A 19,082-nucleotide genomic window follows, 5' to 3' on the forward strand; every position below is an offset into this window, starting at 1 on the left:
CATGACTGCTCCCAGGGTCCGGCGCTCGATCATTCCCGAGGTGATCCAGATCTCGGCGACGGACTGCGGTCCCGCTTCGCTCAAGAGCCTGTTCGCGGGAATGGGCGTCGAGCTCAACTATCGCGTCCTGCGCGAAGTGTGTCAGACGGACGTCGACGGCACCTCGATCGTCACCTTGGATGAAGTCGCGAACCAACTCGGGCTCGACTCCGAGGAGGTGATGCTTCCGCTTGATCACGTGGTGGTCCCTGAAGCCAAGGCGCTCCCCGCCATCATCGTCACGCTCAGCGCGGGAGGACGGCCGCACTTCGTGGTGCTGTGGAAGCGCGTCGGCCCATTCATCCAGGTCATGGACCCGGCGGCGGGCCGTCACTGGACCCGGATTTCGACGCTGCAGAGCCACCTGTACCAGCACACCACGTCCGTTCCGGCGGCCGGCTGGCGCGAATGGGCCGGGTCCGAGGAGGCGGTCGCGACGTTCGAGCGCCGCCTGCTGGACCTGGGGGCGACGCAGGCGCGGGAGCTGGTTGCCCGGGCGCTCGAGGACCCCGGGTATCTGTCGATCGCCAGGCTCGACGCCGCGTGCCGGGCGTCCGAAGCGATGATCCGCGCGGGCGCTGTCCGTCGAGGTCGGACGGCGGCGGGTCTGCTGCAATCCATGATTGCGAAGGACGCTTCCGGCGAAGTGCCCATTCCCGCTGCCTATTGGTCCGCTCGCCCCAACCCCGAGGTGGAGGGCGAGGTGTCGATGACCGGCGCGGTGCTGATGCGGGTTCGCGGTTGGCGCGAGGCTTCGAGCGCGGGCGAAGACGCGCCGAAAGCCGTGCTCGCGAGCAGCCTGGCGACGGAGCTCGTCGCCAGGCAGGTGAGCCCGGCGCGAACGCTGCTCCGCCTGCGAGGCGAAGATTCGTGGGTCGTTCCGGGCCTGATTGCGGTGGGACTGGTGTTCGCCACCTTCGGGCGGATCCTGCAAGCGCTGATGCTGCGGGGCGTGCTCGACCTGGGGCGCGACCTCGGCACGTTCGCGCAGCGCGCGACGGGCATGGCCGTTCTCGCGGGCGTCGCGCTCTGCTTCATGGTCATCCAAATCCCCATTTCATTGGGATTGCTCGGCATCGGCCGCCGGCTCGAGGTGCGGCTGCGGAAGGCGTACTTCGAGAAGCTCCCCGAGATGGAGGACCGCTATTTCCAGAGCCGGCTCGCCTCCGACATGGCGTCTCGCACGCACAACATCCAGGCGATGCGGTCGCTGCCGCAGCTGCTCGCGCAGGCCGTCATCCTGTCGCTCGAGGTCGCGAGCATCACCGCCGCGCTCATCTGGGCCGCACCGTATGCATGGCACATCGTGCTCGCGCTCGCGGCGGTCACGCTGCTTGTGCCCCTGGTCGCGCAGAAGCTGCTCTTCGAGCCCGACCTGCGCGTGCAGATGCACTCAGGCGCGCTCAGCGGATTCACCCTGAACGCGCTCGTCGGGCTCACGCCCATTCGGATCCACGGCGCCGAGCGGTCGTTGCGCCGCGCGCAGGAGACCTTGCTCGTCAGCTGGACCAAGGCGCGCTATTGGATCCAGACGCTGTCGGTCGGGTTCGAAGGCGGGCTGATGCTGGGGAGCTACGGCCTCGTCATGCTGCTCGTCTATGCGTACCTCGCGGGCACCGAGCGGGCATCGCTGGTGTTGTTGGTCGTCTATTGGGCGCTGCGGTTCCCCATCCTCGGCCAGCGACTGATGGTGCTGAGCCGCGCGTTCCCGAATGCGATGAACCGGGTTCGCCGGCTCCTCGACATCATCGGCGACATCAAGGAGACGCCAGCCCGGCCCGAGGCACCAGTGCAGGAGCCTGTCGCGTCCGCGGACGCCGCGAGCGGCGTTTCGATCGTGATGGAGAAGGTCCGCGTGAAAGGCGGCGGTCACACCATCCTCGACAAGGTTTCCTTGAACATCGCCCCCGGCGAGCACGTGGCCGTGGTCGGTGTCTCCGGAGCAGGCAAGTCGACGCTGGTCGGCCTCTTGCTCGGCTGGCTCCGGCCGGCGCGCGGTGAGATCAAGGTCGACGGGCAGGTACTCGATCAGGCCGCTGTCGAGCGGCTGCGGCGCACCACGGCCTGGGTGGATCCGGCGATCAGTCTCTGGAACCAGAGCCTCATCGACAACCTCCGGTATGGCAACGATGGCGCGCACGGCTGGGCACTGTCTGGGGCGCTCAAGGGCGCCGAGATGCTCGACATCCTCGAGGCGCTTCCAGACGGGCTGCAGACGTCGTTGGGCGAAGGCGGAGGGCTGGTCTCGGGAGGCCAGGGTCAGCGCGTGCGCCTGGCGCGCGCGATGCTTCGCTCCGGCGTGCGCCTGGCCATCCTCGACGAGCCCTTTCGCGGTCTCGATCGCGACCGGCGCGCGCGGCTCCTCGCCGAGTCCCGGCGGCTCTGGGCGGACATCACGCTCCTCTGTGTCACCCACGACGTCGAGCACACCCAGGAGTTCGATCGCGTGCTCGTGGTCGAGAACGGTCGGATCCTCGAGAACGGGCCGCCGAAGGTGCTGCTCGCGAACAAGGAGTCGCGGTACTCCGTGCTCCTTCGCGCCGACCAGGAGAATCGCACGCTGCTCTGGGGCGGTGGGCACTGGCGCCATTGGTGGCTTTCGGGCGGCCAACTGGTGGAGAGGCCGGCGCCGAAGCCCGTGGAGACGCCGGTCGCGGAGCCCGCCGCGGGCGGCTTGGAGCTGGTGGGATGACGCGCTCGAACTCCGACCTGTTGTGGCCGGTCGAGCGACTGCCCGACGCGCTGGAGCAACTGGCGCAGAGGCAAGGCTATGGCAGGGCCGCGGGCGAGATCGCTCCGCCCGCGGCGGCCGTCGAGCCGAGCCGGGTCTGGATGTTCGCGCTCGGAGATCGACTCGGCGTGGAGCTCGAGCCAATCACGCCGCTCTACAGCGAGCTGCCCGACGTCCTCGAACGCGCCGCGCCCTGCATCCTCCAGGTCCGGCGAGACGGCGTCCCGTCCTATCTGGTGCTGCTGGGGATGCGGCGCGGGAAGCTGCGCCTGCTCGCGCGCGACGCCACGGCGGTTTCGGTCCCGACGAAGAGCGCGCTCGCGCTCCTGCGCGAAGAGCAGGAAGCCACCGTCGCCGAGGTGGACCAGCTGCTCGGCGGCGTGGAGATGTCGCCCCGTGCGCGCGAGCACGCCCGCTCCCAGATGCTGCTGCAGCGGCTCGGCCAGGCGCAGTTGCGCACCGGTTGGATCATGCGCCCCAGGCGCACCGCGAGCCGGCGGACGCTGCTTGGCGACATCCCGTCGCTCGTCGTCGGCATCCTCGTGAGCCACACGCTCCTCTCGCTGGTGCTGGCTGCCTCGTTCTGGTTGCTCGGGCGCGCCGCGCTCCAGGCCCACCTCGAGACCGGCTGGTTCCTGGGGTGGATCGCCGTGATCGCGTGCGCGATTCCGCTGCGCATGCTCGAGGTGTGGTGGCAGGGCGTGTTCTCGATCCGGCTCGGAACGCTGCTCAAGCAGCAGCTCCTCGCGGGAACCCTCAAGCTGACCCCCGACGAGGTGCGGCTCGACGGCATCGGCCGCCATTTCGGCCGCGTCGCCGAGGCCGAGGTCGTCGAGCAGCTCGCGGTCGGCGGCGCGCTGCTCGCGGTGTTGTCGCTCGTCGACCTGGTCCTGGCGGGCGTCATCCTCGTGCTCGGGGCGGGAGGGTGGCTCCAGGCGATCGTGCTCGTCCTCTTGGTCGTGGTCGCGTTCGTCCTCGCGCGCCGCCACTACGGCGTCCAGCGGGCGTGGTCGGGCGCGCGCGTCGAGATCACCCACGACCTGCTCGAGCGCATGCTCGGCCATCGAACGCGGCTGGCGCAGCTCCCACTCGAGCGCTGGCATGATGGCGAAGACGTCCGCTTGAGCTCCTACTCCGAGATCTCGAAGGTCATGGATCGCCGGACCATGCAGCTGACCGCGCTCCTGCGCGACGGCTGGTTGGTGCTCGCCCTGCTGACCTTGCTGCCGACGTTCAGCAGCGGTACGGCCAATGCCAGCGCGCTGGCGGTGGCCGTGGGCGGCATCTTGCTCGCGCTGCGAGCCTTCGACGAGGTCTCCGTCTTCTTCCAGCAGGTCTCCCAGGCGGCGGTGTCGTTCGAGCAGATTCGCGACTTGTTGCTCGCGGTGGGCCGCCCCGAGCTCGAATCGAAGGTCCCTCTCGAAATGGAGGGAGGCAAGCCCACCGACGCCGCCGGCGGAAACCTCATCGAGGCGCGGGGCGTGACCTTCCGGCACGACGCGCGCACCCGGCCGGTGCTCGAGAACTGCTCGTTCCAGATCGCGCAGGGCGACCGCATCCTGCTGGAGGGCCCCTCGGGCGGTGGCAAGTCGACGCTGGTGTCGCTGCTCACGGGCATGAGGACGCCGCAGGGCGGGGTGATGCTGCTGCACGCGTTGGACCGCGCGACGTTCGGCTCCTCGGGCTGGCGCAAGCGCATCACCGCCGCGCCGCAGTTCCACGAGAACCACGTCCTGTCCGGCAGCTTCGCGTACAACCTCCTGCTCGGGCGCGAGTGGCCGACCTCGCCCGAGCTGCGGACCAAGGCCGCCGCGCTGTGCAAGGAGCTCGGGCTGGACGAACTGGTCGCCAAGATGCCCGCCGGCCTCGAGGAGATGATCGGCGAGACCGGCTGGCAACTCTCGCACGGCGAGAAGAGCCGGCTCTACATCGCGCGCACGCTGCTGCAGGGGGTCGAGCTGGTCATCCTCGACGAGAGCTTCGCCTCCCTCGACCCGGAGACCATGCGGGTCGCGCAGCGCTGCGTCCTCAACCACGCCAAAGCCCTCGTGGTCGTCAGTCACCCATGAGCCTTCGACTCACGCTCGCACTCCTCGCGACGACCTGCTCCGGTTGTGGGCTGATCCGTCCCGTCGTCGTCACACCGCCTCAGGCGCCAGGCAGCTACTCGACCTCCGTCGAGCCGAGCACCGAGCCGCCTCCACCGTCCAGCGCACCCGAGGGTGGGGCTCCAAGCCCTCGGCCGCCGAAGGAGGAGGGCGCACCCTCGCGGCCCGCCGAGCACGTCACCCAGGACGAGGTCTGGTGGTCGGCGTTCGCCGATCCGGCGCTCGACACGGCCATCCAGGAGTGCTTCGCCAACAGCCTGGTCCTGCACGACGTGCGGGATCTGATCTACGAGAACCAGCTCGACCCCAACGTGCCGCAAGGTTGGTGGTACCCGCTCCAGGTCGGCATCCTCAACCCGGCGGGGCTGAGTCATGTGGTCGCCATCGTTCCGCCCGCGCCGGCAACCCGGGCCAGGTACAGCATCGCCACCGCCGATGTCGGCGTGAGGTACCAGGTCGACCTGTTCGGAAACCTCGCCGCGCAGCGGAGCGCGGGAATGAACTTCGCCGAGCAGCAGCGGCAGCTCACCGAGGCCCGCGTCCAGGACCTCGCGCAGCGGATCGCCCAGGTCTGGTTCGACATCCTCGAGGCCCGCGCGCTCCGGGACCTCACGCTGCGGCAGATCGACTACAACAAGGAGCTGCTGCGGCTGATTCAAGCGCGGTTCGACCAGCAACTCACGCCCCGGCTCGCGGTGCTGCAGCAGGAGCAGTTGCTGCTGAACCTCGAAGCGCAGGTGCCGCTGATCTCCGCCCGGAGCGCGCTCTTGAATTCGGAGCTGAAGGCGCTGCTGGGCCGGGTCCCCAATCCCGCGGACGACATCGTCCCCCTCGAGCGACAGCTCCCCGATCTCCCGCCTCCGCCCAGACTCGGAACGCCAGGAGACCTGAACGCGAACACGCCGGAGATGCGGCTCCAGGAGCTGCGCGTCGCCGAGGTCGAGCACCGCATCAACGCGAACCGGGCGAGCTGGCTTCCGACAATCGAACTGGTGGGCAGCGTGGGCGCCGCGAAGGTCGGCCTCTCGGAGCCGGTCCTCCACCAGTCCGTCGTCGGCGTGAACCTGACCTGGGCCTTTTTCGATGGAAGGCGATTCACCGAGCACATGCGCCTGCCGATCCAGCTCCACCGTCGCCACGTCCAATACCAGCTCGCGCTGAACACCGCGATCGGACGGGTGCAGGATGCCGTGGTCCAGGAGGAGACCGGGGCGACGAGCCTGCGCGCCCTGCGCGCGCAGGTCCAGCTCGGGCGGAAGCTCCTGGACGAGGCGAGGCGGCTCTTCGAGCAGGGGCGTTCGGACTACCTGACGGTGCTCTCCGCCCTGACGAACCTGGTCGGGCTGGAGCGCGCGAGTCTGCAAGCGCAACGGCTGCTGCTCAACCATCGCGTCGCGGTCTATCGTTCGCTCGGCGGCACCTGGTCGCGCGACGTCACACTGAATCGGGAGTGAGAAGCCATGGCACAGCTACAAGCGGATGAGATTCTCTACATTCCCCATCGAAGGCGACTCACGCACGACCGGATCGACGCGGGGAATGGCCAGCAGGTCCTACACCTCTTCTATGGCGAGGTGGAGCTCATCTTCGACGAGCCGGACATCGCGCCCGTGGGTGAGAAGCTGCTCCAGGTCGAGCAATTTCAAGCCTCCGACGCCATGGCGTGGTCGGACGGCTCGCCCCATTCCTGGGACACGATGCGGGACCTGCTCGAGGCATTGATCGAACAGGGGGTGTTGAAGCGGGTCTCGGATGCGCCCACGGGCCGCACCTCGGTGTCCTACCCTGAGCGGTTGGGTGAGGTGCCAGCCGGGCGTGAGCCGCTCACGTTCAGCGCCCACGACAATCGTTGCCCCGTGCTGACCGAACAGGCGTACGGACGGGCGTTGGAGCTGTCGAACCTCGAGGTGGTCGTACCGGTCTACCGCGTGGCGCATCCGGCGGTCGACGGTGACGGCCGGCAAGTGGGCGAGAACAACGTCGGACCTCGCACCTTGTTCCTCGATCTCCCCACCGTGCGCAAGCAGTGCCACTACGCGGGGAGTCGGTACCAGAACGAACTCCCGATGAACGTGACCGCGATGAAGGCCATGGCGCGTCAGTGGCCGGACCTGCTCTCGCTGACCGAGCAGTTCCGCAAGGCCTTCTTCGCGCGCATGCCGCCCCGGACCCCGGGCGTGCTCACCGCGGGCGAACTCCACATGATGGTCGTCTGCACGCTCGCGTCGGTCGGGTACGTGATGGTGCGGGGCAACCAGCCCGTGCCGAACGGAGAGCTCGACAGCGGGCTCGCGGCCATGTTCCGGCTGATCGACGGAGTTCGCCTGGTCACCAACGACCTGGTGCGCGACGCCCCCGAGCAGCCCGTCACCGTGCAAACGATCGTGGACTATGCCGAGCGTCACGCGGTCTTCAATGGTCCGCACGGCGTGTGCGCCGGGCCTCCGGCGCTGATCAATGAGTATATGCAGGTGTTGATCGGCGCGGCCCCGGCACCCATTGAGGCCCAGCCCGACATCGCGGCGCGCCTCGGCGATCTCGACGCCGCGATCGATTACGGCCTGCTCGGGCAGCGCGTCGAAGCGGTGGTCCGCTTCCTCGGCGCGAGCCAGGGGCTGCTCCACGAACGGCTCCGGGCGGCGTTCGCCGGACACCTCCCGCGCACCGCGCTGCAAGAGTTCGTGGAGGCGCCGATCGATGTCGCGCGTTACCCGTTGCTCCGGGACGATTTCCCACTCGCGGAGACATACCAGCGCGAGATCAAGCTCAGCCGCTGGTTGTTCGCGCGCATTGGCGAGGCGTTCCTCGGCACGCCACAGGGCACCTCGCTGGACGAGCTGGCGAAGCTGGATCCCGCCGAGCAGGACACGAGCCGGCGGCGACTGGCCGAGCTCTTCGCGCACGGGCTGCCGCAAGACGCGGTCGTGGCGGAGCCCATCCGCGATGAACTCGCCAGCGTCGCTGCCAGCGCGTTCGCCCTTGAGCGCCGGTGCCTGCGCGTCGTCGAGCGCGAGCAAGCGATGCTGAACCAGCGGCTCCGGCGCCCGGATTCCCCCCTGACCGGCATGGACCTGGCTGTGTTCACGCGGCCGCGCAATGGCCCCCCGTTGGCGGAGACCCTCGCGCGCGGCCTGGGCGTCTCGGTCACCAGCGACTCTGCCTCGACCGTGCTGGGCTACGGTGGGAGCAGCCTCACGTTGAAGGACTAGAGGGTTCGATGCATCCAGAGCTTGTCCGCCGCTTCCACGAACCGATTCGCGATGAGGCCGCGCGCCGGTATGGCCTGTCGCCCGAGCAGCTCACCGAGCTCCAGGCCTTCGAGAACTTCGTCTACGAGGCGGAGAACGACGACGGCGATGGCCTTATCTTGCGCATCTCGCACAGTACGCGGCGAACGATTGACTACACGCAGGGGGAGGTCGAGTTCGTTCGCTATCTGGCCGCCGCGCGCATTCCAGTCGCATCGCCGATCCTCTCCGATTCGGGGCAGTTCGTGGAGCGGATCGAAGACCGCGAGCCCGGCAGCTACTTCGTCGTCACCGCGTTCGAGCGCGCGCCGGGCGTCGTCTTCGACGACGCGCCTCCGCTCAAGGAGCGCTACTGGAAGCCCCCCCTGTTCCGCGACATGGGCCGGCTGTTCGCGCGGCTCCACAACCGCGCCGAGACCTACGCGCCTTCGAGCCCCAGGCTCAAGCGCCAGGAATGGCATGAGTACGACGTGGTCGACATCGACCGGTTCGCGCCCCCCGAGGAGAAGCTCGTTCGCGAGCGCACCGCGGCGATCATCGAGCGATTGAATCGGCTCCCGCGAACACCGGAGAGCTACGGGCTGATCCACGCCGATCTCCACATGCACAACTTCTGCTTCGCCGAAGGGAAGATCACCGCGTTCGACTTCGACAACTGCGAGTACGCGTGGTTTGTCAAGGACATCGCGGTCCTCCTCTTCTACATCGCGCGAGGCGAGGCTCGAGAGGCGCGCGACGAAGCGGTCGCTGCGTTCCTGGGGCCGTTCCTCGAAGGGTATCGGGAGCTCCGACGGATGGATCGCGAGTGGCTCGCGGCCGTGCCGGACCTGCTCGCGCTCCAGCGCTCGATGAATTACGCGCTGTTCCACCAGTATCGCGACCCGGCTGTGCTCGACGAGAGCACGCTCGACCGGTGGGGGCGGTTCAGGCGCGACATCGAAGCGGACACACCCGTCCTGCAGATTGATTTCACGAGCTTCTAGCGCGGGCGCTGTTGAGGGGGAGGGAGGGGGCCGCTAGCGGGGCCGCCCGAGTGATGCTCGCGGCCGGTGGACAGGGCGCTTGAGCCCCTTGGGGCACGCGCCTGCCCAGGCCGCGCTCCCATCAGGTGCGTGGCAGGAGCCTGGGGCTGTTGGCTGTCTTGACACTCAACACCACGCGGCCTGGGGTGGCCCTCGTGCCGAGGGCCAACCTCGCACATGGCGGTGGGCTTCGGGCGCTAGCCATGACGTTCGACCCGGAGGTCGCCGCGAGGTTCAGGGCGCGCCGGCGCATCCTCAACGACGCCATCGTACTGACAACACGGCTGCTGAGCCTGTCCTTCCTGCCGTGGCCGGAGGAGCACGCGCCGCTGCTCGGCAAGCTGCTCATGGGCGCCATGGCGGTGACGGTGGTGCCCATGCTCCTGGTCTGGCGCTGCCCCTGATGCACAAGTACCTGGGTGGAGCGGCGAGCGCCCCGGCCTGTCCCGGGTGTGGCGTCCCGTTCGTCGAGCCTCCGGGAAACGAGCCCTGAGAGAGGCTGCCATCACCCGTCCTTCAATCCTCCATGGCTCTCACCCGCTTTCCCGACGCCCGCTTCGACAACCCCCGAGAACTTGAGCCTCCCCACGAGGACTCTGCTGCAAGCTGATGCGCCGCGGCATCGACACCAGCAACGCTCGTGAGGGCAGCAAGGCCAATCCCAGGGACACCATCGGATTCATGGCTGGAGCCCGCGCTCGCATCCTCGACGAGTCCACCTCGTCCGAGTCCACGCCCTCCACGGAGGCCAACACGGTCGCGACGTTCATCCACGCCGCGTCGATGTTGAAGATCCTGTGCATGCGTCCCGAGGGAGCAGAGTAGCGGCGCAACACATACTCCCTATTCGCCAGAGCTCAGGGTTATCTCAGACCCAGCAGACCGGGTAGTCCTGCACCTCAGCTCGCACACCTCACAGTGTGGATGAGGCTCGCGGCTCCTTCATTTCCCCAGAGAAGTTCAACCTTTCAGATTGCACTAGACTTGCACCGCGGCGCGTCGTTCCCCCTGGATTGAAAGACCGCACCAGAGTTGGAAGACTCTCCAACCATGGAACCCGGTAGCAGGGTACGCCTCAGGACAGATCCTACGCGAGTAGGTCTTCTCGGAAGTGGCCAGCGCCAACGCGGCAATAGCTTGCTGCGCCAGGTCGCCTTTCCCGAAGGCTCCCAGTACGTACCTGAGGATCAACTCGAGGCAGTCGACGAGGTACCCAAGGATCCGCTCGACGTTTTCGAAAGCGGCCATTTCAGCTCCGTACATGAACTTGGACGCGCCCTGGTGCGCGCACGGCTCACAGGACGACTGGCCAACGTCCTGTATAGCCTAGACGCAACGAATAGCGACTTCTATGCATACCAGTTCAAGCCTGTCGTAAAGCTCCTTCAGTCTCCCACGACAGGCATTCTCATCGCGGATGAAGTCGGCTTGGGCAAGACCATCGAAGCCGGACTCATCTGGACGGAGTTTCGCAGCCGCTTTGACGCTCGTCGCCTTCTGGTGGTGTGTCCTTCGGTCTTGCGCACGAAATGGAAGGATGAACTGGCACGCCGCTTTGGCGTGCAGGCCGAGGTTCTGGGGGCGAGAGAAACGCTCAGCCGGATGAAAGAGGCACTCGATAGCGGGCACGCCGGAGAGTTCGCGATCATCGCCAGCCTGCAAGGCATCCGTCCACTGCGAGGATGGGAGGACACCGATACAGAAGGAGGAGCTAGCGAACTGGCTCGCTTTCTTCAAGAGAATCAAGAGGGCACCCGACTGATAGATGTCCTTGTCATCGACGAGGCTCACTATCTGCGCAATCCCGCAAGCCAGAGTGCGGAGGTAGCCCGGCTCCTTCGACGTGTTTCGGAGTACATCGTCCTGCTGTCGGCGACGCCGATCCATCTCAAGAACGAGGATCTATTCCAGCTCCTCACCCTGATCGACGAAGACACATTTCATCAACCAGCCGTCTTCGAACAGCAATTAAAAGCCAATGCACCTCTAATCCGCGCAAGGGACCGCCTGTTGACAGGCCGATGTACCCCCACGGAGCTTGCAGAGCTACTCCGTACCGCCCTAGCGCATCCCGTACTGAAGACGAGCCGCCAACTGGCCGGCCTCCTCAAGGAAGCCCAAACGACCTCGACCGCCTTCGACCGTGAAACGGTGAGCAGGCTTGCGCAACGCCTGGAATCGGTCAACCTGCTAGGGCATGCGGTCACCCGCACCCGGAAACGAGATGTTACCGAGTGGCGTGTCATCCGGGAGCCACGCGACCAAGCAATTCACCTGACAGAAGTCGAGCGCAGTTTCTACGACATCGTAACCGAGACCGTGCGCGAGTACTGCATCAAGGCAGGTGGCCACGAAGGCTTTCTCCTTGTCACGCCACAGCGGCAGATGTCGAGTTCCATGCCAGCGGCTCTCCGTGCCTGGCAAAAACGAGGCGCTGATGATGCCCTCCTCCTCACACAGGACCTAGGCATTGACGTTGAAACAGATGACTCGGGTGGTCCTCTCGTCCAGCAACTCGTGGCCAATGCGTCAAAATTGGGCAATCTCAAGCAACTCTGGGAGAGCGACTCCAAGTACCACCGCTTCAGCACCGAACTGGGGGAATACCTTAAAAGCCATCCCACAGAGCGCGTCGTCGTCTTTGCATACTTTCGGCCTACGCTGGAGTATCTCCATGAGCGGCTGACCGGCGAGAATATCACGGCCGTTCTGCTTTATGGAGGGAGTGACAAAGACGAAGTCTTGGCTCGATTCGGTAAGCAGGATGGTCCACGTGTCCTTCTGTCCTCCGAGGTAGGCAGCGAGGGTGTTGACCTGCAGTTCTGCCGGTTGCTCATAAACTACGATCTCCCCTGGAATCCGATGCGGCTTGAGCAGCGCATCGGCCGCCTCGACCGTCTCGGACAGAAGTCCGAGCGCATCGTGGTGTGGAATCTTTTCTATGACGACACCATCGATTCGCGAATCTACGAGCGGCTCTATCGACGTCTCGCGATAGCCGAGGCATCACTTGGCTCATTGGAGCCCATTCTTGCCGAGCACATCCAAGACCTCACGCTCGAACTTCTTTCGCGCAAGCTGACGCCAGAGGAGGAGGAGGCACGAATAGAACAGACGGCACAAGCGATTGCCAACCGCCGACAGCAAGAGGACGACCTGGAGAAAGAGGCTGCGCATCTGGTTCAATACGGCGACTACATCCTGCAGCACATCTCCGCAGCAAGAGAAACAGGTCGACGAATCACCGGCGAGGACGTGCGCGACTTCGTCGTCGGGTTCTTCACGCTGCATTATGCTGGAAGCCAGTTCCGACAGATCGGGGGCGATGCTTGTGTGATGGAGGTCTCTCTTTCCAGTCAGGCCAAATTCGACCTGGAGAACTTTCTACGCAACACAAAAGCTCGCGCCGCAACATCACTTATCCGTAACGACCCACGCCCCGTTACCTGCCGTTTCGACAATCGCATTGTCGGCGCCAACAGTCACTCTCACGAAACCATCGGGCAAATGCACCCAGTGGTGCGATTTGCGGTGAGGCGTGAGCGAGACTTGGGAGTTGACAGTCAGCCAGCCGTCTGTCTTCAACTAGACGCTGCACGCGACGAAAAGGGAGTGGCACCCGGCCTCTATGCGTTCAGCACGCAGCTTTGGTCGGTTCGTGGTGTCCAGGAGATTGAGCAACTCCATTATGCAGTGGAACGCCTCGACGGCACCTTCCCGCTCGTAAGCCCCCAGGAAGCCGAGCGAATTGTCGTCATCGCGACCCAACATGGCCGGAACTGGCGCGGAGCCACTGACGACCTCATCAGTCGAGCAGCGCATTGTATCAACAATGTATGCCTTGAGCGCTGCGACGAGCAGTACGAAAAGTTCGTTGGCGAGCTGCAGCTCCAGAACATCGACCGGGCCGATGCACAGGAGCACACCCTCGAACTCCATTTAGAGGGTCAAATGCGGCGCCTGGGAGCAACTTATGAGAAGCACCGACTGGCAGGCCGCACAGGCTTGGCTCGGGCGACTGAAACGCGTATCGCGATGATCAAAGCCCGCGTCGAGCGCCAACGATTAGCCATCTCCGAACGCAGAGAGCTTAAGCATTTCAAAACAGATTTATGTGTAGGGCTACTGGAGGTCATTGGGCGATAGCCCATGCCTCCTGGGGGGAGTACATGTCTGATGAACCTGCGCATGGTCGTCGGGAAAGAAGTCCCACTCGGAGTCGTCCGTTGGACGCTCCTTCGCGCGAAACAAGCAACGCTAAAACAGATTCCACTGCAGCTCCATCTTCGGGAGTTGCGGCACGACTCAAAGAATTTGCATCTGCAGCAAGTCGGGTAATCCGGACGCAGCGCACGTCTCCGGCCCCATCTATCGAAACCGTCATCGGATTCGATTTCGGAACATCCAGCACCAAAGTGACCATCCGCACTCCTTTCGTTGCCGGAGGGCGTGTGGTTGCAATCCCTCTTGAGAAAATAGAGGCGCGCGCCGGACGATTCCGTGTGCCAACGGCAGTCCGCATCGGAACTGACGGGAGGTTCGACCTCAAGACATCTGACCACGGCACCATCATCCGTGACCTGAAAGTGCGCCTCTTGGAGCTACCTGCTGCCAGGTCTCCTCACAACCCAATGGACATCAGGGCTTGCGCTGCAGGGTACGTCGGACTGGTCCTTCGAGAGGCTCGCAAATGGTTCTCCGCCAACGAAGAACGGGCACTTACACGCCAAGGACGAATCCGCTGGTCGATGAACTTCGGTATCCCATCGACAGGAAGCGGCGACGAGGCATTGCAGCGCATCTTCGGAGATGTCGCGAAGGCTGGGTGGGCGTTGGCCTGCACGTCGGGGCCTATCACAGAGGAGGCCGCTAAAGCCGCGGTCGCACGATGCAGTCTCGAAGCCGCTCGCGACGAGACGGGTCAACCCGTTGATTTGAATGTCGTCCCAGAGGTGGCCGCAGAAGCGTCCGGCTATGCCAGGAGTTCATTGCGAAAAGAGGGCCTACACTTCCTCTTGGACATCGGAGCATCCACCGTGGACCTCTGCGGTTTCGTACTCCACTCTCCTGAAACGGGTGACGACCAATATCAATTGCTCGAATGCGACGTACAGCCCAAGGGTGTGTACGAATTGCACAAGTATCGGCTCAGCCAGCTCTCTCAGCGAGGACACGCTATCGAGAGCGAGTGGCGACATGAAGACCCTCTCAAGAAGATTCCGGATGCCATTGCTGCATACTCGCGCGAGCCCGGACTGAATCTTGACACAGTAGATACATCCTTCGCGCAAGCGTGCACACAGATGCTGATGGCCATGTTACTGAAAGTCCGCAACTGTCGGGACCCACTGTCACCCGTCTGGCGCACTGGCGTCCCTCTTTTTATCGCAGGAGGGGGAAGAAAGATGAAGGTGTATCTTGACGCATTGGAAACAACCAGCAAGCGCCTCATGGACGGCTGCAATGTTCCCGGACTTCGGAAGCTGGAATTCCCACTCCCCCGGGACTTAAAAGTGCAGGGCGTGAAAGACGAAGACTTTCCGTTTCTCGCTGTTTCCTATGGTCTCAGCCTGCCTGTCTATCAAATCGGTGTCATCCGCCCTCCTTCCGCTGCGGACAACATCGAACGCCACAGGCGTCGTGCTCCAGTGGGCGCAGTCGACAAGGAAATGACCTGATACTCAGGAAGCATCTCTAACCGCACCCGAATGACGTCAACGGTCCTTTTGAGGGAATACGCTGGCAGTAACGTTGCGTCCAAGACAGGCTTACGCGGAGCGACGCCCCCAGAAGACGAAGATCGAGAGCGCGACGCGCATAAGAGGGAAGGAGAGCGCTGTTGAGGGGGCAGAGGGGCCGAGGAGGGCCGCAGATGGGGCCGCCCGAGCGAAGCTCCCGGCTGGTGGACAGGCCGCGTGAGCCCCATTGGGGTACACGCCTGCCCAGGCCTCACTCCCATCAGGTGAGTGGCAGGAGCCTGGGCCTGTTGGCTGACTTGAGCCTCAACACCACACGGCCTGGGGGGCCCTCGTGCCGAGGCCCACCTCGCGCATGCTGTGGACACGCCCAGGACTTGTGTTCGTGACGCTTGGAAAGAAGCGGAGTCACACGAAGGGAAATTCGCGCCCCACCCGCGTGGCGAGCCACGCCATCGGCAGGTAGGCCACCACGATGTCGATCACGATGAACCACGTCGGTGCAGGAATCATGAAGCTCGCCGCGATGCCGCCGGCCAGGAAGAGCGTGCCGACCGCGAACGCGAAGACCCTGCGACGACTCCCTGCGATGAGGAACGCGACCAGCGCTCCGGCGAGCGTGCCGAGCGCGTGGGCCAGGAACGGAAACACGAAGTGCTTTGGCTCGAACAGGTGAATCGAAGCGGCGAGGCTCTCGGCGTTGGATGCATCGACACCGGCGGGGGCGGGAATCACCCGCGGGCCGAGCGTCACGAGCGCCATGTTGACGACAGAGCCCACGGCAAAGCCGATAATGACCGCGAGGATGTTGCGAACGATTTTCATGGGGGAGGCCACCCAGTGTGACATGCCTCTGCGCGGCCGTCCCTCTGCCCGTGGCTACGGTGTTGTCGTACAGGCGTACGGCGTCCAGGCGGAGGCGCCTGCCGCGTTCTGGGAGCGGATGGCGAAGCACATGTACGTGCCAGACGCGAGGCCGCCCCAGGTATACGTGGTGGTGTTGGCGCCGAGGTTCCGCGTGGTGACACCGTTGGTCAGCTGGAACCCGGTCTCGTTGCCAGAGGTGTCCGTCCAGTTCACCCGGATGCTGGAGCTGCTGATGGCGGTGGCCGTCTGGTTCGTCGGCATGGCGGGCACCGCGGGCGTGGTGGTGCAGGCGTACGGCGTCCAGGCGGAGGTGCCCGTGGCGCTGTAGGCGCGGATGGCGAAGCACATATAGGTGTTGGGCGACAGGCCCGTCCACGTGTAGGTGGTGGTGTTGGTGCCCACGCTCACGGTCGTGACCCCGTTGGTGATCTGGAACCCGGTTTCATTGCTGGACTTGTCGGTCCAGTTGACCCGGATGCTGTTGCCATTGAGCGCGGTCGCGGTCTGACCGGTCGGCGCCGCCGGAACGGTGAAGAAGGCGCTCTTGTTCGCGGCGAGGGAGTTCCGGTCGTAGTCGTTCAGACCGATTGTCGGATAGTCCCACCAGAAGCCCATCACGGAGGTCTCCATCCCCCAGCCCACGCTATCGGGGTGGGGAAGGCCGAAGCCGTGGCCGAGCTCGTGAGCGACGGCGCCGGTCTGCTTGCGCTGGCCGGACCACCAGTAGGCGCCCTCCGCCACGTGGCCCTGGAGGCTGTCGATGGCCCAGTCGCCGACGATGGCCTGGCCGCCGTTGCCGCCGGTATACCCACGTCCTCCAGCGAAGCCGCCGGCGCCCTTGAAGAAGATCATCGTGACGTAGCCGCTCTCATTCTGCGCCGGAGGGGTAGGGAATCCGCGCGAGTGCAGCTCCGCCATGACGGCCCCCTCCATGTTGCCCGTGATGGTGATGACCCCGTCGTCGTAGATGTTTCCCGGACCCCACGAGATGCCGTACGCCTCCTTGGCGCCGTTGGCCTGAACCACCTGCACCGGGTTGCGCACGAAGGTCGCCCCGTTATTGTAGGTCGCATAGAAGCGCTGGATGTCGGCCATCGCGTTGTTGATGGCGGTGGCCTCTGCCTGCACCTCAGCGCTGCTCACGCTCCAGTCGGTGGGCACGAACAACACCGGCACCACCGAGTAGTCCGGCCAGGGATACGGAAACGTCGGGCTGGCCGTCGCGACTCCTGGCCCCAGCGCGCCGGAGAGGAGGAGGGCCGCGCAGAGGATGCTGAGATATCGATTCATGAGACGCTCCTGAAGCAGGATTGCCCCGGTCAGGGATTCGAGCCGAGGAGGGGATGGCGCGCGGGAGTGTAAGCCGCATGTGTTGCCCGATAGAACGCCCGGAGGGCGGGGCGGCCCCGCTGCTGATGGCGGTTTACAATCGCAGTGGGATTGTTCGGTGGACCCATACTGCTCGGGGGCTTCGGGCGCTGGAGTACAGTTCCACCTTCCCGCAGCGCCCCTACGCGGCTGAGGACGCGCGCGCCTGGGTGATGCGCTTCGTGGCTTGGTACAACACCGAGCATCGCCACTCCGCCAACCGTTTAGTCATACCGGAGGATAGGCACTTCGGCCGCGAGGCCGCGCTGCTCGCCGGACGCCACCAAGTGTACCTGCGCGCCCAAGCCCGTCACCCGGAGCGCAGGAGCCGCGACACGCGTAACTGGACGCCAGCAGGCCCCGTCCGTCTCGGCCCCTCTCCGAACCTCACCCCTGCCGTACAGGAGTTGAAGCGCTTCGACTGAACCCTCTCACGCGACATCTACCTTGAGTGCGCTAGGCCAAGCCTGGATGAGGAGGACGTAATGGCATAGCCGGAACCGAAACCTCACATGGAGCCCAGCAGGTGAAATCCCTGTCCGGCAAAGGTGGCCACCAGCCGGAAGCGAGTCTTGCGTGGCGCCGGGGTAACCCGGGCTGCGAAGCGTAGACAGCGAGCGTGCGGGCCGCGTTATTGAGCCCGGAAAGAGTTGGTCTCGTGAGGGCCGACGTCGTTCAAGAGACGGAAGGCTGTACTGGGCGCGCCGCGAGTTTGGCCAGGCGTTCCCAGCCTCACCGGGGTCGCCAGAGCGGGGTACGTACGCAAGGGGGCTCCCCAGGAACCTGGGAGGCCTTGTCTCTTCCACCTCCACGAGACGGTTGGGGAACCCGTCAGAACAACCCTGGCTTCCGGGCGATGCGTCCGCCTCCCGGAGGAGCGAAAGACGGACGAGGGTGGTACCGCGAGGGCGAAGGCAACGAAGCCGATAGCGGGAGGAGCGACATGGCGTCGGAGTGCTTCGTAGTACCGCAGAGGCAGGGGAACGGCTGCTGCTCGGGGCCGGACCCTGCGGAGGGAAGGGGGCACCGGAACATGGACCCCAAGGAGGGAAAGATGGCGGGAACACCGAGTCCCATCCCCATCTCAACGCGACTTCAAAGGATAGCAACGCTGGCGAGGCAGGGGCCGGACATTGCCTTCACGACGCTGGCCCACCACATCGACATCGACTGGCTACGCGAGGCTCACAGGCGGGTGCGCAAGGACGGCGCGGTAGGCGTCGACGGACAAACGGCCCAGGAGTACGCGGCGAGTCTGGAGGACAACCTCCGCTCGCTGCTGGGGCGTATGAAGTCCGGCACCTACCGAGCGCCGCCCGTGCGTCGGGTGCACATCCCGAAGGGGCAAGGCAAGACACGTCCCATCGGGATTCCGACCTTCGAGGACAAACTCCTCCAGCGGTCGGTCGCCATGGTGCTGGAGTCCGTGTGCGAGCAGGACGTCCTGTCGTGCAGCTACGGCTTCCGGCCCGGACGCAGTGCACACCTGACGCTGGAGGCCTTGTGGCAGCAGTCGATGGGGATGAACGGTGGGTGGGTGCTGGAGGTCGGCATCCAGAATTTCTTCGACACCCTGGACCATGGACTGCTCCTCGCCTTCCTTCAACGCTATCCGCTGCCGCCCGTGCGCATCATCCACCGCTACCGCACTCTCGCAGTAAAACCATGAGCCGAAGAGTCGGATGCGGTAGTCCCGCACGTCCGGATCTGTGGGGGGGGGCCAGGGAGGGTGACTTCCCTGGTCTACCCGACCGGTCACCGGAGCTGTGGTGGGCCGACCTGAAGAGGCAACTGCGAAAGCTCGCCTCGCGCCCTCGCCGCGCTGGGCCCGGGCAGTGCGGCGGCTACGCGCGGCCACCCCTCTCGCGAAGTTCGCCGCTTGGTTCCGCCACTGCGTGTCCTTCCCTCAGCTCAACTGATCTCGGCGTTGGCCCCGTCCGCAAAGCGCCTTCGACCCTCCGACACCAGTTCGCTTTCCCCACCATGCCGCGACCCTCAAGCGT

At 65.2% G+C, this 19,082-nt stretch carries 12 protein-coding genes; 10 read left to right on the forward strand and 2 right to left on the reverse strand.

Annotated features, from left to right (window positions below; translation table 11 throughout):
* Position 1: 1 nt before the first annotated feature.
* The 9 genes from HUA75_RS09250 to HUA75_RS46170 all read left to right on the forward strand — a co-directional run bounded on the left by HUA75_RS09250 (position 2) and on the right by HUA75_RS46170 (position 14,826).
* The gene (locus HUA75_RS09250; protein WP_174486150.1) at positions 2 to 2,731 is read left to right on the forward strand and encodes an ATP-binding cassette domain-containing protein; all 2,730 of its coding nucleotides are present in this window, start codon (positions 2 to 4) and stop codon (positions 2,729 to 2,731) included.
* Entirely contained in the window at positions 2,728 to 4,839 is a 2,112-nt protein-coding gene (locus tag HUA75_RS09255; protein ID WP_174486151.1) for an ABC transporter ATP-binding protein, read from the forward strand. Before HUA75_RS09250 ends, HUA75_RS09255 begins: the two co-directional genes overlap by 4 nt.
* Complete coding sequence (locus tag HUA75_RS09260; protein WP_174486152.1) at positions 4,836 to 6,332, forward strand: TolC family protein; 1,497 nt, start codon at positions 4,836 to 4,838, stop codon at positions 6,330 to 6,332. Before HUA75_RS09255 ends, HUA75_RS09260 begins: the two co-directional genes overlap by 4 nt.
* 6 nt (positions 6,333 to 6,338) lie before the next feature.
* Positions 6,339 to 8,087 (forward strand): hypothetical protein, encoded by a 1,749-nt coding sequence (locus HUA75_RS09265; RefSeq protein WP_174486153.1) that lies wholly within the window; start codon positions 6,339 to 6,341, stop codon positions 8,085 to 8,087.
* Between the two features lie 8 nt (positions 8,088 to 8,095).
* Entirely contained in the window at positions 8,096 to 9,109 is a 1,014-nt protein-coding gene (locus HUA75_RS09270) for a phosphotransferase enzyme family protein (RefSeq protein ID WP_174486154.1), read from the forward strand.
* Positions 9,110 to 9,351: 242 nt separating this feature from the next.
* Positions 9,352 to 9,552 (forward strand): hypothetical protein, encoded by a 201-nt coding sequence (locus HUA75_RS09275; RefSeq protein WP_217446002.1) that lies wholly within the window; start codon positions 9,352 to 9,354, stop codon positions 9,550 to 9,552.
* 205 nt (positions 9,553 to 9,757) lie between these two features.
* On the forward strand, positions 9,758 to 9,973 hold the full coding sequence (locus tag HUA75_RS09280) for a hypothetical protein (RefSeq protein WP_174486156.1): 216 nt from the start codon (positions 9,758 to 9,760) through the stop codon (positions 9,971 to 9,973).
* Positions 9,974 to 10,285: 312 nt separating this feature from the next.
* Complete coding sequence (locus HUA75_RS09285; protein WP_217446003.1) at positions 10,286 to 13,294, forward strand: SNF2-related protein; 3,009 nt, start codon at positions 10,286 to 10,288, stop codon at positions 13,292 to 13,294.
* An 80-nt stretch (positions 13,295 to 13,374) separates the two neighbouring features.
* On the forward strand, positions 13,375 to 14,826 hold the full coding sequence (locus tag HUA75_RS46170) for a hypothetical protein (RefSeq protein WP_217446004.1): 1,452 nt from the start codon (positions 13,375 to 13,377) through the stop codon (positions 14,824 to 14,826).
* Between the two features lie 426 nt (positions 14,827 to 15,252).
* Here the strand turns inward: HUA75_RS46170 and HUA75_RS09295 are convergent, their stop codons facing one another.
* Together HUA75_RS09295 and HUA75_RS09300 are read right to left on the reverse strand one after the other, a co-directional pair.
* A complete protein-coding gene (locus HUA75_RS09295; protein ID WP_174486159.1) occupies positions 15,253 to 15,669 on the reverse strand; it encodes a hypothetical protein in 417 nt (138 codons plus the stop codon).
* Positions 15,670 to 15,723: 54 nt separating this feature from the next.
* Complete coding sequence (locus HUA75_RS09300; protein ID WP_174486160.1) at positions 15,724 to 17,001, reverse strand: fibronectin type III domain-containing protein; 1,278 nt, start codon at positions 16,999 to 17,001, stop codon at positions 15,724 to 15,726.
* Between the two features lie 1,111 nt (positions 17,002 to 18,112).
* On the opposite strand from HUA75_RS09300, the gene HUA75_RS09305 reads away from it, so the two are divergent.
* Positions 18,113 to 18,748: a reverse transcriptase domain-containing protein gene (locus HUA75_RS09305; protein WP_254627473.1), complete on the forward strand. Its 636-nt coding sequence runs from the start codon at positions 18,113 to 18,115 to the stop codon at positions 18,746 to 18,748.
* Positions 18,749 to 19,082 lie beyond the last annotated feature (334 nt).

The organism is Myxococcus sp. CA040A, assembly GCF_013336725.1.
Taxonomy (GTDB): Bacteria; Myxococcota; Myxococcia; order Myxococcales; family Myxococcaceae; genus Myxococcus; species Myxococcus llanfairpwllgwyngyllgogerychwyrndrobwllllantysiliogogogochensis.